The 14,304-nt window shown below is 72.5% G+C and carries 14 protein-coding genes and 2 tRNA genes; 5 read left to right on the top strand and 11 right to left on the bottom strand.

Going from position 1 to position 14,304, the window contains the following annotated elements; translation table 11 throughout:
* Window positions 1-611 (top strand): hypothetical protein (locus tag ACR9ZK_RS08370; RefSeq protein ID WP_481341433.1); only part of this gene is annotated, 611 nt, incomplete at its 5' end.
* A gap of 76 nt (window positions 612-687) precedes the next feature.
* Here ACR9ZK_RS08370 and ACR9ZK_RS08365 read toward each other — a convergent pair.
* The 7 genes from ACR9ZK_RS08365 to ACR9ZK_RS08335 form a co-directional block, all read right to left on the bottom strand.
* The gene (locus tag ACR9ZK_RS08365) at window positions 688-1,761 is read right to left on the bottom strand and encodes a UDP-N-acetylmuramate dehydrogenase (protein WP_481341432.1); all 1,074 of its coding nucleotides are present in this window, start codon (window positions 1,759-1,761) and stop codon (window positions 688-690) included.
* A 5-nt stretch (window positions 1,762-1,766) separates the two neighbouring features.
* Window positions 1,767-2,210: a MaoC/PaaZ C-terminal domain-containing protein gene (locus ACR9ZK_RS08360; protein ID WP_481341431.1), complete on the bottom strand. Its 444-nt coding sequence runs from the start codon at window positions 2,208-2,210 to the stop codon at window positions 1,767-1,769.
* Window positions 2,210-2,656 carry an FAS1-like dehydratase domain-containing protein gene (locus ACR9ZK_RS08355; protein WP_481341430.1) on the bottom strand — a complete coding sequence of 149 codons (447 nt, stop codon included), beginning with the start codon at window positions 2,654-2,656 and terminating at the stop codon, window positions 2,210-2,212. Before ACR9ZK_RS08355 ends, ACR9ZK_RS08360 begins: the two co-directional genes overlap by 1 nt.
* Window positions 2,657-2,749: 93 nt before the next feature.
* Complete coding sequence (gene rpmG / locus ACR9ZK_RS08350) at window positions 2,750-2,920, bottom strand: 50S ribosomal protein L33 (RefSeq protein ID WP_076262121.1); 171 nt, start codon at window positions 2,918-2,920, stop codon at window positions 2,750-2,752.
* 163 nt (window positions 2,921-3,083) lie between these two features.
* Window positions 3,084-3,160, bottom strand: a tRNA-Met gene (locus ACR9ZK_RS08345).
* Between the two features lie 56 nt (window positions 3,161-3,216).
* Window positions 3,217-3,289 (bottom strand) — tRNA-Thr (locus ACR9ZK_RS08340).
* A 137-nt stretch (window positions 3,290-3,426) separates the two neighbouring features.
* Complete coding sequence (locus tag ACR9ZK_RS08335) at window positions 3,427-4,317, bottom strand: hypothetical protein (protein ID WP_481341429.1); 891 nt, start codon at window positions 4,315-4,317, stop codon at window positions 3,427-3,429.
* A 59-nt stretch (window positions 4,318-4,376) separates the two neighbouring features.
* On the opposite strand from ACR9ZK_RS08335, the gene ACR9ZK_RS08330 reads away from it, so the two are divergent.
* The 3 genes from ACR9ZK_RS08330 to ACR9ZK_RS08320 all read left to right on the top strand — a co-directional run bounded on the left by ACR9ZK_RS08330 (window position 4,377) and on the right by ACR9ZK_RS08320 (window position 6,836).
* Window positions 4,377-5,198, top strand: coding sequence for an MBL fold metallo-hydrolase (locus tag ACR9ZK_RS08330; RefSeq protein WP_481341428.1), 822 nt, complete (start codon window positions 4,377-4,379; stop codon window positions 5,196-5,198).
* A 131-nt stretch (window positions 5,199-5,329) separates the two neighbouring features.
* Window positions 5,330-5,563, top strand: a complete 234-nt coding sequence (locus ACR9ZK_RS08325; RefSeq protein ID WP_481341427.1) for a BatC protein — start codon at window positions 5,330-5,332, stop codon at window positions 5,561-5,563.
* 28 nt (window positions 5,564-5,591) lie between these two features.
* Window positions 5,592-6,836 (top strand): cupin domain-containing protein, encoded by a 1,245-nt coding sequence (locus ACR9ZK_RS08320; RefSeq protein ID WP_481341426.1) that lies wholly within the window; start codon window positions 5,592-5,594, stop codon window positions 6,834-6,836.
* Window positions 6,837-6,856: 20 nt separating this feature from the next.
* Here the strand turns inward: ACR9ZK_RS08320 and ACR9ZK_RS08315 are convergent, their stop codons facing one another.
* Together ACR9ZK_RS08315 and icmF are read right to left on the bottom strand one after the other, a co-directional pair.
* Window positions 6,857-7,621: a helical backbone metal receptor gene (locus ACR9ZK_RS08315; protein WP_481341425.1), complete on the bottom strand. Its 765-nt coding sequence runs from the start codon at window positions 7,619-7,621 to the stop codon at window positions 6,857-6,859.
* 19 nt (window positions 7,622-7,640) lie between these two features.
* Window positions 7,641-10,904, bottom strand: a complete 3,264-nt coding sequence (gene icmF / locus ACR9ZK_RS08310; RefSeq protein WP_481341424.1) for a fused isobutyryl-CoA mutase/GTPase IcmF — start codon at window positions 10,902-10,904, stop codon at window positions 7,641-7,643.
* A gap of 88 nt (window positions 10,905-10,992) precedes the next feature.
* Between icmF and ACR9ZK_RS08305 the strand changes: the two genes are divergently transcribed.
* The gene (locus tag ACR9ZK_RS08305) at window positions 10,993-11,538 is read left to right on the top strand and encodes a MarR family winged helix-turn-helix transcriptional regulator (protein WP_481341423.1); all 546 of its coding nucleotides are present in this window, start codon (window positions 10,993-10,995) and stop codon (window positions 11,536-11,538) included.
* 34 nt (window positions 11,539-11,572) lie between these two features.
* On the opposite strand, the gene ACR9ZK_RS08300 is transcribed toward ACR9ZK_RS08305, so the two are convergent.
* Both ACR9ZK_RS08300 and mmsB read right to left on the bottom strand, forming a co-directional pair.
* Window positions 11,573-12,823 (bottom strand): D-arabinono-1,4-lactone oxidase, encoded by a 1,251-nt coding sequence (locus ACR9ZK_RS08300; protein WP_481341422.1) that lies wholly within the window; start codon window positions 12,821-12,823, stop codon window positions 11,573-11,575.
* Between the two features lie 4 nt (window positions 12,824-12,827).
* Window positions 12,828-14,213: a multiple monosaccharide ABC transporter permease gene (mmsB, locus tag ACR9ZK_RS08295; RefSeq protein ID WP_481341434.1), complete on the bottom strand. Its 1,386-nt coding sequence runs from the start codon at window positions 14,211-14,213 to the stop codon at window positions 12,828-12,830.
* Window positions 14,214-14,304 lie beyond the last annotated feature (91 nt).

Here is a 14,304-nt window from a genome sequence, read left to right as displayed (position 1 = left end):
TCCGTCGTCGGCAGCGTCAGATGTGTATAAGAGACAGATGCAGCGGCGAGGCCCCCGTGACGTCCGAGCCCACCGCGGGCACACCCGCCGGCACGTCGGCCCCGAGCACGTCCACGACGACGCCCGAGGCGACGACCTCGACGACGAGCGCAGCGCCGACGACCCCTCCGGCCTTCTCCACCAAGGACCTCAAGGCCGTCATCAAGGACCCCGACCTCGGCCACACCATCACCGCGCTCAAGATCTCGCGCAACCTGCCGTTCCCGGCCAACCAGCCGGTCGGGGCCGAGGCCTTCGAGATCGTCGGGGTCAAGGTGCAGCTCGACGCGGGCTCGCGGTACTCCGCGACGCTCAGCCCGACGATGATCTCGCTCGTGGCCACGAGCCCCCCTCAGACCGTGGCCGCGACGGCCGAGTTCGGCAAGGCCTACCACGCGATCCCCCTGGGCGCCGCGAAGCGCGGCCAGACCGAGCGCGGCTGGCTGTTCTTCAAGGTCGACCGCGGCACGTCGACGTCGCTGCGGCTCCAGTACAACCGTCCGCCGTACAAGGTCAGCACGACCGACAAGACCATCAAGGCGCGGATGTTCTGGGTGCAGCTGACCCGCTGACGCGGTGCTGGGCTCATCCGCGGCCCCGGACTCCTCCGGGAGCCGGGGCCGCCCGCGTCCCCGGGTGGCGCGCGGTCTAGAGACGCTCACCCACGAGCACCGGCTCGTTGACGAGCGTCACGCCGAAGGCCTCGTGGACGCCGTCGCGCACCCGTCGCGCGAGCGCGAGCACGTCGGCGGTCCTCGCCCCGCCGCGGTTGGTCACCGCGAGCGTGTGCTTCGTGGACAACGACGCCGGTCCGGGGAGCCCGTAGCCCTTGCCGAACCCGGCCTGGTCGATGAGCCAGGCGGCGCTGGTCTTGACGCGCCCGTCGGGCTCGGGGAACCGCGGCGGCGTCGGGCCCTCGTAGCCGAGCCGTTCACCGACGCGCTCGACGAGGTCGTCGAACTCGCGCCGGCTCAGGACCGGGTTGGTGAAGAACGAGCCGCACGACCACGTGTCGGGGTCGTCGCCGTCGAGGACCATGCCGCGGCGGCGGCGTTGCTCCAGGACCGCGGCACGGGCGTCGGCGAGCGGCACGCGGGTGCCCAGCTCGACGCCGAGGCCCTCGGCGAGCGCCGCGTAGGCGACGGGCCGCGAGAGGTCGGCCACCTCGAGCTGGAAGACGACGTCGAGGACGACGTAGCGGCTCGTGCCCTTGAAGAGGGAGTGCCGGTAGGTGAAGGCGCAGTCGGCGTTGGCGAAGGTGCGCACGACCTGGTCACGCCGGTCCCACGCGCGCACCTGGTAGACGGTCTGCGACACGTCCTGGCCGTAGGCGCCGACGTTCTGGACCGGGGTCGCGCCCGTGAGCCCGGGGATCCCGCTCAGCGCCTCGACGCCCGCCCAGCCCTCACCGACGAACCGGTCGACGACGCCGTCCCAGTCCTCACCCGCGGCCACGCGCACGACGGCCCCGCCGCACCAGTCGGCCGACTCCGGAGCGATGCCGGAGGTCGCGACGCGCACGACGGTGCCGGCGAAGCCGTCGTCGGCCACGACGAGGTTGGAGCCGCCCGACAGCAGCAGCAGCGGCTCGTCGGCGTCGTCGACCTCGCGGACGGCGTCGACGAGCTCGTCGGTGGTCGTCACGGTGACGAGACGGGCGGCAGGGCCGCCGACCCGCATCGTCGTCAGCCCGGCGAGCGGGACGCCGTGTTGCTCGCGCACGAGGCTCAGTCGAGGCGGGCGACGGCGAGCGCGCGGCCGAGCACCTTCTCGCCGCCGCACGTCGCGGTCAGCTCGACGGTGACGCGGCCCGTCTCGGCGTCGACGGCCTTGACGACGCCCGAGACGTCGATGTCGGCACCGGTGTCGTAGGGCACGACGACGGGTTTGGTGAACCGGACGCCGTACTCGACGACGCGGCCGGCGTCGCCGACCCAGTCGGTGACGACGGTGACCGCCGAGCCCATGGTGAACATCCCGTGAGCGATGACGTCGGGCAGCCCGACCTCCTTGGCGAACCGCTCGTCCCAGTGGATCCGGTTGCGGTCGAGGGACGCGCCGGCGTACTGCACGAGGCGAGGGCGGTCGACGTGCACCGTGCGCGGCGGCAGGGCGTCGCCGACCGACACGGAGGCCAGGGCGCGCACGCCGGTGGTGGTGTCGCTGCTCATCACTCGCCTCCTCGGATGACGATGGTGGACGTGGCCGTGCACACGGCCTCGCCGTCCTCGGTGGCCAGCTCGGTGCGCGTCGTGACCATGGCGTGGCCACCGGCCTCGCGGACGGTGTCGACGTGCAGGGTGCCGACGACGGCGTCGCCGGCGGTCAGCGGCCGGTGGTGGGTGAAGCGCTGCTCGCCGTGGACGACCCGGGAGAAGTCGATGCCGGCCTCCGGGTCGCGGATCAGCTGGGCGTCGCACTGCTGGGCGATGAGGACCGCGAAGGTCGGCGGCGCGATGACGTCGGCGTAGCCGCGGGCCCGCGCGACGTCGACGTCGACGTGGACCGGGTCGGTGGATCCGACGGCCTCGGCGAACTCGCGGATCTTGGCCGCACTGACGCGGTAGGTGTCGGTGGGCGGGTACACCCGGCCCTGGAAGTCTTCGTTCACCGGCATGCGGGCAGCCTATCGACCGGTGGACGACGACCGCTCCCCCGGCCGGGTGGCCGAGGGAGCGGTCGTGTGGTGACGCGTGAAGAGCAGTCCGCGTCAGCGGGTCTCGCGGTGCTCCGTGTGCTTGCCGCACTTCGGGCAGAACTTGTTGAAGGAGAGACGGTCGGGGTTGTTCCGACGGTTCTTCTTCGTGATGTAGTTGCGGTCCTTGCAGTCCACACACGCCATCGTGATCTTCGGACGGACGTCGCTGCTCTTGCTGGCCACGGCAACCTGCTCTTTCGGGAACGTGCTGGGATGTATCGGGTCGTCCTGCGACGGGTGTCGCGCGCGTGCCCGGGGGTGACCCCACGCCTCGGCACGAGGACGCGACGTACAAGGTTACGTGACGGCCCGGCGAATCGAGAAATCCGTGGACCGTCGCGCTCCGTGGTAGCGGGAGCGGGGCTCGATCCCGCGACCTCACGATTATGAGTCGTGCGCTCTAACCAGCTGAGCTACCCCGCCATGGGCTGCCGGCACCGGACCCGCTCGCGCGGGCTGCCCGGGGACCGACCGACCAGAGCCCCAATAGGGAATCGAACCCTAGACCTTTTCCTTACCATGGAAACGCTCTGCCGACTGAGCTATTGGGGCACGGCCGAACGATCGGAACCCGCGGCGCGGGGCCCAGTTCGACCTGCTGTGCGTCGGTGAGACTACACGGTCCGAGGCGCGGATACGAAATCGGCGGGGCGGCCACGGGAGGGGTGCCCACCCGGCCCGTGCGAGGCTCAGCCGGCGGCGTCGTGGTCCTCGAGCGCCCGGCGGGCCGCGGCCTCTGCGGTCTCGCGGGCGTCCCGCTCGGCCGTCGCCTCGGCGAGCTCCGCGCCGACCTTGGCCAGCCGCTCGCGTGCCGTCGCGAGACGGCGCTCGAGGTCGGCGATGCCCTCGGTGACCTCCTCCTCGCGCGCCGTCAGGACGGCGACGTGCCGGTCGGCGGAGCGCAGCGCCTCACGAGCCGACTCCAGCGCGGACGACAGACGCTCGCGTTCGGCGGTGCGCCGGGCCCGACGGCGCTCCTCGAGGTCGACGGCGTCACCGCCACCGCCGTCGAGGACGGACAGGCTCGGGCGCCCGGCGGCTCCGGCGGCCCCGGCGGCGTCGGCCGACAGGTCGTCGAGGGCCACGGCGTCCGCGAGGTCGACGGAGCCGAAGCCCGAGTAGCTGAGCGCCTTGACGAGGGCCCCGGTGAGCACCGTGGCCTCGGCGTCCTCGTCGGCGATGAGTGCGGTGAGGGTGTCGCGCACCTCGGCCGCCACGCTCGCGCCCATCCGCTGGCCGGCCGCCGCGGCCTCCTGCTCGACGCGTTCGGCGACGGCGTCGACGCGCCGGGACCGCTCGCGGCCCAGCAGGCGCAGCTGGTCGGCGTCGAGGGTGCGCTGGGCCTCGCGGAGCAGCTCGGCGAACGAACGCAGCTCGTCGAGCTCGTCGCGGCACGTGCGGACGAAGTGGTTGACCGCCCATGCGGCGACCGTCGGCTTGCGCAGTGCGGTGACCGCTGCGGCGAGGTCCTTGTCACCGGCCTCCTTGGCCTGCGCCGCCAGCTCGGACCGGCGCGCCGTGAACCGCGCGGGGCTCTCGGCGTACAGCTCCTCGACGGCGGCGCGCAGGTGCAGGATCACCCGTGCATCCTCCCGCAAACCGGGTGGTGCGGCGCGGCAGCGACGGGCAGGCTGGGCCGGTGACCTGGATCTGTGCGACGTGCGCCGTCGAGACCGACGACCTGCCCGAACCGCCCGAGACGTGCGCCATCTGCGAGGACGAGCGCCAGTGGGTGCCCTCCGACGGCCAGCGGTGGACGACCCTGGACCAGCTGTGCCGGGCCGGCACCCGCATCAGCGTCGCCGAGGTCGAGCCCGGCCTCTGGGGCCTGCGTGCCGAGCCGGAGGTGGGGATCGGGCAGCAGACCATGGTCGTGCGGGTCCCCGAGGGCGTGCTCCTGTTCGACTGCGTCGGCTACGTCGACGACGCGGCGCTCGAGCAGGTCCGCGCCATCGGCCCGGTGCTCGCGGTCGCCGCGAGCCACCCGCACATGTACGGCGTGCAGACCGAGTGGGCAAGGCGGCTCGGCGGCGTGCCGGTGCTCGTCAACGAGCGCGACGCCGAGTGGGTCCGACGCCGCGACCCGCTCCTCGAGCTGTGGGGCGAGACCCGCCAGGTGGCCCCCGGGCTGACGCTGCACCGCGTCGGTGGGCACTTCCGCGGCCAGGCCGTCGTGGAGTGGTCCACGGGCAACGACGGCCGCGGCGTCCTGCTCGCCGGTGACGCCGTCTTCCCCAACCCGGACGGGCGGACGGTCAGCTTCATGCGCAGCTACCCGAACCGGATCCCCTTGTCCGGCGCCGTGGTCCAGCGCATCGCCGCTCAGCTCGAGGGCCTGCACTTCGACCGGCTGTACAACAACTTCGGCGCCGTCGTCGGCGCCCACGCCAAGGAGGTGCTGCGCGTCTCGGCCGACCGGCACGCGGCCTGGACGCGTGGGGACTTCGACCACCTGACCTGACACCTGACCTGACGCGCCGGGCCCGCGTTCGGCCGCGTTCGGCCGCGTTCGGCCGCGTGCGGTCGGGCCCTGGAACGGGTAGGTGGCTCGTGACGGCGTCGTCCGGCGCCGCACCAGTGGAGGAGGACGCCATGACCGACATGCCACTCTCGTCCGAGGACCCCACCACGGAGGGCCCCGCTGACGGTGGCGCCGACGTGACCAGCCAGGACGGCGGTGCCGACGGCGGCGCCGAGGGTCCCGCTGACGGCGGCGCCGACACCGGGACGCAGGACGGCGGTGCCGACGGCGGCGCCGAGGGTCCGGCCGACGGTGGCGCCGACACCGGGACGAGCGACGGCGGGGCCGACGGCAGCGCCGAGTGACCGCGTCACCGCAGGCGGCCGGGTCGCGATGACCCTCGACACCACCAGCCGGGTGCCCCTGCAGTCGCGCGGGCACTCGGCTCTCGCCTGCCTGGTCCCCCTCTCCCGTGCTGCGTTCGCCCGCGAGCACTGGGCCCGGCGACCCCTCGTGTCGCGCGCCGAGCAGCTTCCCGACGGGACGGCGGACCTGCTCCGCCTCGGCGACGTCGACGAGCTGGTGTCCCGGCGTGGGCTGCGCACGCCGTTCGTCCGGGTCGCGCGCGAGGGCCGCACCCTCGGCGACCGCGAGTTCACCGCCGGAGGCGGCGTCGGGGCAGGCATCGCCGACCAGGTCAGCGACGACAAGCTGCTCGGCCTCTTCGCCTCGGGGGCCACCATCGTCCTGCAGGGCCTGCACCGCACGTGGGGGCCCGTCATCGACTTCTCCCAGCAGCTGGCCGACGACCTGGGGCACCCGGTACAGGCCAACGCCTACGTCACCCCCCGCCAGAGCCGCGGCTTCGACGACCACTACGACGTGCACGACGTGTTCGTCATCCAGACCTCGGGCGAGAAGCGGTGGCGGCTGCGCCCGCCCGTGCGACCCGCTCCCCTGCGCGACGACCCCTGGACCGACCACCGCGCCGACGTCGAGGAGGCGGCCCGGCACGAGCCGCTGCACGAGACCACCCTGCGGCCCGGCGACGTGCTCTACCTCCCGCGCGGGTGGATCCACTCGGCCACCGCCCTCGGTGGGGTGAGCGCGCACCTCACCCTGGGCATCCACGTGTGGACACGACGGCACCTCGCCGACGAGCTGCTGACCCTCGCGCTCGAGCGGGCGAGCGACGCCGAGCGGGTCCGGGCCAGCCTCCCGCCGTCACCGGGCGGACCGGACGCGGCAGCCCTCACCGACGACGTCGAGGTGGCCCGCGAAGCGCTCGTCGACGCGCTCCGAGCCGTCCCGGCCGGGGAGGTCGTCACCGCCCTGCAGCGCCGCTCGTGCCAGGCCCAGCGCGCGGCACCGCTGGGGCCGCTCGCGCAGGTCGCGGCCGCCGAGTCGCTCCACGGCGGGTCGGCCCTGCGGCTGCGACCGCACCTCGGGGCCCGGCTGCACGCCGAGCCGGACGGTGGGGCGCGCCTGACCAGCCGGCTGCCTGACCTCAGCGTCGGCCGGCACGACGTGGGAACGCTCGTCGCACTCCTCGACGACGGCGTGCTGCGGGCCGACATGGTGGGGCTGGACCTGGCCCGCCGCCTGCTCCTGGCCGGTGTCGTCGTCCTCGACGACTGAACCGGACTCGGCGTCCTGGCTCAGGAGGCGCGGGCCACCGCGTCGAGGAGGGGGCGGCGGGCGCCGACGAGGGACGGGCCGTACCACGTGAGCAACCGGCCGCTCACGAGCGCCGTGCGGGTGCGCCGGAACGCCTCGGGGCCGTCCGCGTCCGTGAACACGTACGGCTCGTCCGGCAGCAGGACGACGTCCACGCCTTCACGGTCGAGGTCCTCGAGGTCCACGTGCGGGTACCGGTCCTCGTGCTCGGACAGGACGTTGTGCCAGCCGAGTCGGGCCACGACGTCGCCGGTGAAGGTGTCGCGTCCGACGGCCATCCACGGGTCCCGCCAGACCGCCACCGCCACCTCGAGCGCCGGCTCGGGCACGGGACCGCACCACTCGTCCCGAGCCGCGCGCAGCCAGCCGGGTGCGGGGACGCCGAGACCCTCGGCGAACAGCCGCTCGAGCGAGTCGAGCGCGCCCGGGACCGTCTCGACGTCGGTGACCCACACCGTGAGCCCGGCCTCGCGCATCCGCTGGACGTCCAGCTGCCGGTTCTCCTCCTTGTTGGCCACGACGAGGTCGGGGCCCAGCGCCGAGACGGCACGCAGGTCGGGGTTCTTGGTCCCCCGGACCCGCTGCACCGCAAGGCCCGCCGGGTGCGTGCACCAGTCGGTGGCACCGACGAGCACGTGCGGGAGCGTCGCCGCGAGGGCCTCGGTGATCGAGGGGACGAGCGACACGACGCGGCGGGCGGGAGCCGCGAGCGGCACCGGCGCCCCGAGGTCGTCGACGAGCGTCACGGCTTGGCCTCCGCTGGGGTCAGACGTTGCGGCGGTACTGGCCGCCGACCTCGAAGAACGCCTCGGTCACCTGCTGCAGGGAGCACACCCGCGCCGCGCGCATCAGGACGTCGAAGACGTTGCCGCCCTCGATGGCGACGCGGCGCAGCTCGTCGAGGGCCACGCGCGCCTCCTCCTCGTGGTCGGCCCGGAACGCGCGGACCCGCGCGAGCTGGCCCTGCTTCTCCTCCTCGGTGCCGCGGGCGAGGACCACCTTGCGCGGCACCTCACCCTCGTGCGGGTTGCGGAAGGTGTTGACGCCGATGATCGGCAGGCTGCCGTCGTGCTTGCGGTGCTCGTAGAGCATCGACTCGTCCTGGATGCGACCGCGCTGGTATCCGGTCTCCATCGCCCCGAGGACGCCACCGCGCTCGGTGATGCGGTCGAACTCCTTGAGCACCGCCTCCTCCACGAGGTCGGTCAGCTCGTCGATGACGTACGAGCCCTGGAGCGGGTTCTCGTTCATCGCCAGGCCCCACTCGCGGTTGATGATGAGCTGGATCGCGAGCGCCCGGCGGACCGACTCCTCCGACGGCGTCGTGACGGCCTCGTCGTAGGCGTTGGTGTGCAGGCTGTTGGCGTTGTCGTAGATGGCGATGAGCGCCTGGAGCGTCGTACGGATGTCGTTGAAGTCCATCTCCTGCGCGTGCAGGCTGCGGCCGGACGTCTGCACGTGGTACTTCAGCTTCTGGCTGCGCTCCCCCGCTCCGTACCTCTCCTTCATCGCCACGGCCCAGACGCGTCGGGCGACCCGGCCCAGCACCGAGTACTCGGGGTCCATGCCGTTGCTGAAGAAGAAGGACAGGTTCGGGGCGAAGTCGTCGATCGCCATGCCACGCGCGAGGTAGCTCTCCACGTAGGTGAACCCGTTGGCGAGGGTGAACGCGAGCTGGCTGATGGGGTTGGCCCCCGCCTCGGCGATGTGGTAGCCGGAGATGCTCACCGAGTAGAAGTTGCGCACCTGGTGCTCGATGAACCACTCCTGGATGTCGGCCATCATCCGCAGGGAGAACTCGGTGCTGAAGATGCAGGTGTTCTGGCCCTGGTCCTCCTTGAGGATGTCGGCCTGCACCGTGCCGCGGACGTTGGCGAGGGCGTACGCGGCCAGCTGCTCGCGCTCGTCGTCGGAGGGCTCCCGGCCCTCGCGGTCGCGGAACGCGTCGACCTGCTGGTCGATGGTGGTGTTGAGGAAGAACGCGAGGATCGTCGGCGCCGGACCGTTGATCGTCATCGACACCGACGTCGTCGGCGAGACGAGGTCGAAGCCGCTGTAGAGCACCTTCATGTCCTCGAGGGTGGCGACGGAGACGCCCGACGTGCCGACCTTGCCGTAGACGTCGGGACGCGGGTCGGGGTCGCGGCCGTAGAGGGTCACCGAGTCGAACGCCGTGGACAGGCGGGTGGCCGGCTGACCCTCCGACAGCAGCTTGAACCGCCGGTTGGTGCGGAACGGGTCGCCCTCGCCCGCGAACATGCGGGCCGGGTCCTCGTTGTCGCGCTTGAACGGGAACACCCCCGCGGTGAAGGGGAAGAAGCCGGGCAGGTTCTCGCGACGCAGGAACGACACGAGCTCACCGTGGTCGGTGTAGCGCGGCAGCACCACGCGCCGGATCTTGTTGCCGGACAAGGACTCCCGCGTCAGCTTGGTGACGATCTCGCGGTCACGCACCTTGACGACCTGTTCGTCGCCCGAGTAGGCCTCGACGACCGAGGGCCAGGCTGTGAGCGCGTCGGCGACCGCTTGCGGCACGTCGGTGCGCGCAGCCCCGAGCAGAGCGTCGACCCCCGAGGCGTCGGACCCGGCGTCGACGAGCTCGCCCCGGACGAGGTCGAGGCGCTGCACCCGGGCCGCGGCGGCAGCGAACCGCGCGGTGTCGGCGTGGTAGCGGCGGACGGTCTCGCTGATCTCGGCGAGGTAGCGGACGCGGGAGGCCGGCACGACGGTGGAGATGCGCGTGGACTGCTTCGTCGAGACGTGCGGCAGGATGCCCTCCTGGACCGGCATCCCCTTGTCGGACAGGAGCGTTCGCAGCTCCTGGTAGAGCGCGGTGACGCCGTCGTCGTTGAAGGTGGCCGCGCTCGTGCCGTACACCGGCATGTCGGCCGGGCCCTTGCCGAACGCCTCGCGGTTGCGGACCATCTGGCGGCCGACGTCGCGCAGGGCGTCCTCGGCGCCGCGGCGCTCGAACTTGTTGATGGCGACGACGTCGGCCATGTCGAGCATGTCGATCTTCTCGAGCTGGCTGCTCGCACCGAACTCGGGCGTCATGACGTAGAGCGAGACGTCGGAGTGCTCGACGATCGCGGCGTCGCCCTGGCCGATGCCGGGGGTCTCGAGGACGACGAGGTCGAAGCCCGCGGCCTTGACGACGGCGAGGATGTCGTCGAGACGCCCGGGCACCTGGCTCTTGCCGCGCGTGGCGAGGCTGCGGAAGAAGACGCGGTCGCCGTCGAGCGAGCTCATCCGGATGCGGTCGCCGAGGAGGGCGCCGCCTCCGCGGCTGCGCGTGGGGTCGACGGCGAGGACGGCGACGCGCAGCTTGTCCTGCTGGTCGAGGCGCAGCCGGCGGACGAGCTCGTCGGTGAGGCTGGACTTGCCGGAGCCGCCAGTGCCGGTGATGCCGAGGACGGGGACGTGCCGCCGGGTGGCGGCCTCGCGGACGCCGGCGAGCAGGGCGTCGTCCAGCTGGCCCTCCTGCGCGCCGGTGACGGCGCGCGCGACCGCGGCACGGTCACCGGCGAGGACGGCCTCGAGGGTGGGAACGCCGACCTCCCACGGGTCGAAGTCGCAGTCGGCGACGACGCCGTTGACCATGCCGACGAGCCCGAGCCGCTGGCCGTCCTCGGGGCTGAAGATCGTGACCCCGGACTCGCGCAGCCGGGCGATCTCCTCCGGCACGATGACGCCGCCGCCGCCGCCGACGACGCGGACGTGACCGGCGCCGTTCTCGCGCAGCAGCTGCACGAGGTACTCGAAGTACTCGACGTGCCCGCCCTGGTAGGAGCTGACCGCGACGCCCTGCGCGTCCTCCTCGATCGCGGCGTCGACGACCTCCTGGACGGAGCGGTTGTGGCCGAGGTGGATGACCTCGGCCCCCTGGCTCTGCATGATCCGCCGCATGATGTTGATCGACGCGTCGTGCCCGTCGAAGAGGCTGCTCGCCGTGACGATCCGGACGTGGTGGCTCGGGTGGTGCAGGGCGGGCTGGGCGGGCTGGTGCTGCTGGGACGACTGCGCGGTCACGACTGGCCTCCGGGGTGCGACGCTGACCCAAAAATACTAGGACTTCCTACTAATGGACGTCAACGCGTCCTCGTCCTACGATGGCGCAATGAGCGCGGAGACCAACGGCACCGCTGTCACGGGCGCACTCGCCGCCGGGTCGGGCCTCGGCTTCGACCCGATCGCCCGCGCCCGCGAGCAGTGGGTCGAGCAGGGCTGGGAGACGGCGGCCGACGGGATGGCGGCGATCACCTCCCTCATGCGCGCGCACCAGATCGTCCTCGCGCGCGTCGAGGCCACCCTGCGCCCGCTGGGCGTGACGTTCGCCCGCTACGAGGTGCTCATGCTGCTGTGGTTCAGCAAGCGCGGCTCGCTGCCGATGAAGGTCATCGGCTCACGTCTGCAGGTGCACCCGACGAGCGTGACGAATGCCGTGGACCGCCTGCAGGACGCCGGCCTCGTCACGCGCTCCACCCATCCCGAGGACCGGCGGGCGATGCTCGTGGCCCTCACCCCTGCCGGTCGTGAGCTGGCCGAGCGGGCCACCAAGGCGCTCAACACCGAGGTCTTCGAGCAGCCGGTCCTCTCCCAGCGCGACGTGCGCACGCTGCTCGACATCCTCACCCGGCTGCGCCGCTCCTCGGGCGACTTCTGACGGTCGCGTCCTGACGGACGCCGCGTGGTGCAGGTCAGCCGATGACGCGGTCGAGGAAGGCGTTGCCGAACGTGCGCCCGGGGTCGACCCGGTCGCGCAGGGCACGGAAGTCGGCGAGGCGGGGGTAGAGGGGCGCGAGCTCGGCGGCCCGCGCGACGAAGCACTTGCCCCAGTGCGGCCGGGCCCCGAGGGGAAGCAGCGCCTGCTCGATGGCAGGCAGGAGGGCATACACGCGCTCGACGTCGCGCAGCCACGTGAAGTGCACCCCGAGGACGTCGTGGCCGAACGCGCTGCTGAGCCAGTGCTGGTCGGCCGCGACGGTGCGCAGCTCGCACACCTGCAGCACGGGCGCCATCCGCTGCCCCAGGGAGCGCAGCCGCTCGATGGCGGCCGGTGCGTGCTCGCGCGGCAGGAGGTACTCGCTCTGCAGCTCCTCCCCGCGGCTGGGTGTGAACTCCATGCGGAAGTGCGGCAGCCGGTCCAGCCACGGGCCGGGCACACCGCCCTGCTGGGTCACCGACTCGGTCACCCCGCCCTCGAGCATGTGCATCGTCGTCGTGGCCGCCAGGGCACCGAAGAGCTCGGTGGGCGCCGTGTCGGCACGGCTCTTGAGCCAGACCTGTTCCACCCCCGCGTCGGTCCAGCGGGTGAAGAGGCTGACGCTGTAGGCGCTGCTCGTGATCGTCTCGAGCTCGGCCGCCAGGGCCTCCCACGTCAAGCCGGTGTAGACGTCCTGGCGCACGTCGTAGGTGGGCTCGACGTCGAGCGTCAGGGCGGTGACGACCCCGAGCGCGCCGAGCGCGACGACGCTGCCCTCGAACTCCGCGTCCCCACGGCTGGTGGTGCGCAGCTCCCCGTCGGGCCCGACGATGTCCAACGACTCGACCGCCGTTGCGAGCGAACCGTTCTCGACGCCGGAGCCGTGCGTCCCGGTCGCGACGGCACCGGCGACCGAGATGTGCGGCAGCGACGCGAGGTTGCCCAGCGCCCACCCGGCGGTGTGCAGCCGGGTCGCCACCTCGCCGTAGGCCGCTCGGCCGGTCACGCGGGCCGTGCGGGTCCGCTCGTCGACCTCCACGGTGGTCGGCAGGTCGACGAGCGAGACGAGCACGCCGGCGTCGGTGTCGGTGATGTCGGTGAGGTCGGTGAACGAGTGCCGGGAGCCGAGCGCGCGCACGCGCGGGGCGCGCGCGACGACCTCCTGGAGCTCGTCGACCGACCGGGGCCGTTCGATGCGAGCCCGGTAGGCGTGGTTGCCGGCCCAGTTCGTCTCCACCGTCTGCATCGCCCTACTCTGGCGCACCCGCGGTGGAGCCCGCCGTCGAGCCCGCCGTCGAGCCCGCCGTCGAGCCGGCCGTCGAGTCCGCCGTCCCGCCTGTCGTCGGCGTCGGGGCCGCTGCTCGCTCGAGCCCCTCGGGCAGGTCGTCGCGGTGCGTGCGGGCGACGTGGACGACCCCGCCCGGGGTCGTGGCCTCGTCGGCCCGCACCGGCGTCAGGTCGGCCGGGCCGGCGGGCGCGGCACGTCCGCGTGTCAGGCCGGCGATGATCATGCCGATGAAGCTGGGCCGCCCCTGGCTCTTGGACAGGACGTCGAGCGCGACGGCCCCGAGCAGGACGAGACCCTTGATGATCTGGACGTAGTTGGAGTCGACGCTGAGGTTGGCGAGCCCGAGGTTGAGCACGCCCATGACGAGGCCACCGATCATCGACCCGGTCACGGTGCCGACGCCGCCGGCGACGGCGGCTCCGCCGATGAACACGGCCGCGATCGCGTCGAGCTCGAAGCCCACGCCGTCCTTGGGGTTGGCCGCGTTGAGGTAGGCGGTGAACACCATGCCGGCGACGCCGGCGAGGAAGCCCATGTTGACCATGGCGAACAGGTCGATGCGCCGGGTGTCGACACCGGAGAGGCGGGCGGCGTTGGCGTTGCCGCCCACCGCGTAGATCTGCCGCCCGAGCACGGTTCGCTGGGTGACGTAGGTGTAGATGACGACGAGGGCGCCGAGGATGAGGCCGACGACCGGGACCCCCTTGTACGAGGCGAGCAGCAGGCCGAGCACGAGCATGAGCCCGCAGACGACGGTGAGCTTGAGGACGGTCAGGGCCATCCGGGGCACCGGCATCCCGTAGCTGCGCAGGTCGGCGCGCCGGCGCAGGTCGAGGTAGACGATGATGGCGATCGCGAGGAGCGTCAGCACGAGCGTCGGGTTGTGGTACCCGGTCACCGGTCCCATCTCGGGGAGGTAGCCGTTGGCGATCTTCTGGAAGCTCTCGGGCACCGGGATCGACTCGGCGTTGAGGATGATGAGGTCGAGGCCGCGGAACAGCAGCATGCCGGCCAGCGTGACGATGAAGGCCGGGATGCCGACGTAGGCGACCCAGAAGCCCTGCCAGATGCCGACGAGGATCCCGAGCGCGAGCCCGAGCAGGATGGCCGCCGGCCACGGCAGGTCGAACTTCGCCATCGCCAGTGCGACGGTCGCACCGACGAAGGCACACACCGAGCCGACCGACAGGTCGATGTGGCCGGCGATGATCACCATGACCATGCCGATCGCGAGGATGAGGACGTAGCCGTTCTGCACGAGCAGCGACGTGACGTTGCGCGGCTCGAGGAAGAGCCCGTCGGTGAGGATCTGGAACATCGCCACGAGCAGCAGCAGGGCGATCATCATGCCGTACTGGCGGATGTTGCCACCGAGCGCCTTGCGGATGTCACGGACGAGGGACGTGCCGGCGCGGGCGGCGTCGCTGGTCGGGGCGGGT

The organism is Monashia sp. HAY1-5C, from assembly GCF_056755255.1.
Note: the sequence above shows the minus strand (reverse complement) of the source record. Positions and strands in the feature narration are given on the sequence as shown.

Coding starts and splice junctions, on each gene's coding strand:
- ACR9ZK_RS08360 (WP_481341431.1), bottom strand. CDS start 2,210: ATGAGCAGCGACACCACCACCGGCGTGCGCGCCCTGGCCTCCGTGTCG.
- ACR9ZK_RS08355 (WP_481341430.1), bottom strand. CDS start 2,656: ATGCCGGTGAACGAAGACTTCCAGGGCCGGGTGTACCCGCCCACCGAC.
- ACR9ZK_RS08325 (WP_481341427.1), top strand. CDS start 5,330: ATGACCGACATGCCACTCTCGTCCGAGGACCCCACCACGGAGGGCCCC.
- ACR9ZK_RS08320 (WP_481341426.1), top strand. CDS start 5,592: ATGACCCTCGACACCACCAGCCGGGTGCCCCTGCAGTCGCGCGGGCAC.
- ACR9ZK_RS08305 (WP_481341423.1), top strand. CDS start 10,993: ATGAGCGCGGAGACCAACGGCACCGCTGTCACGGGCGCACTCGCCGCC.
- ACR9ZK_RS08300 (WP_481341422.1), bottom strand. CDS start 12,823: ATGCAGACGGTGGAGACGAACTGGGCCGGCAACCACGCCTACCGGGCT.
- mmsB (WP_481341434.1), bottom strand. CDS start 14,213: ATGATGATCGCCCTGCTGCTGCTCGTGGCGATGTTCCAGATCCTCACC.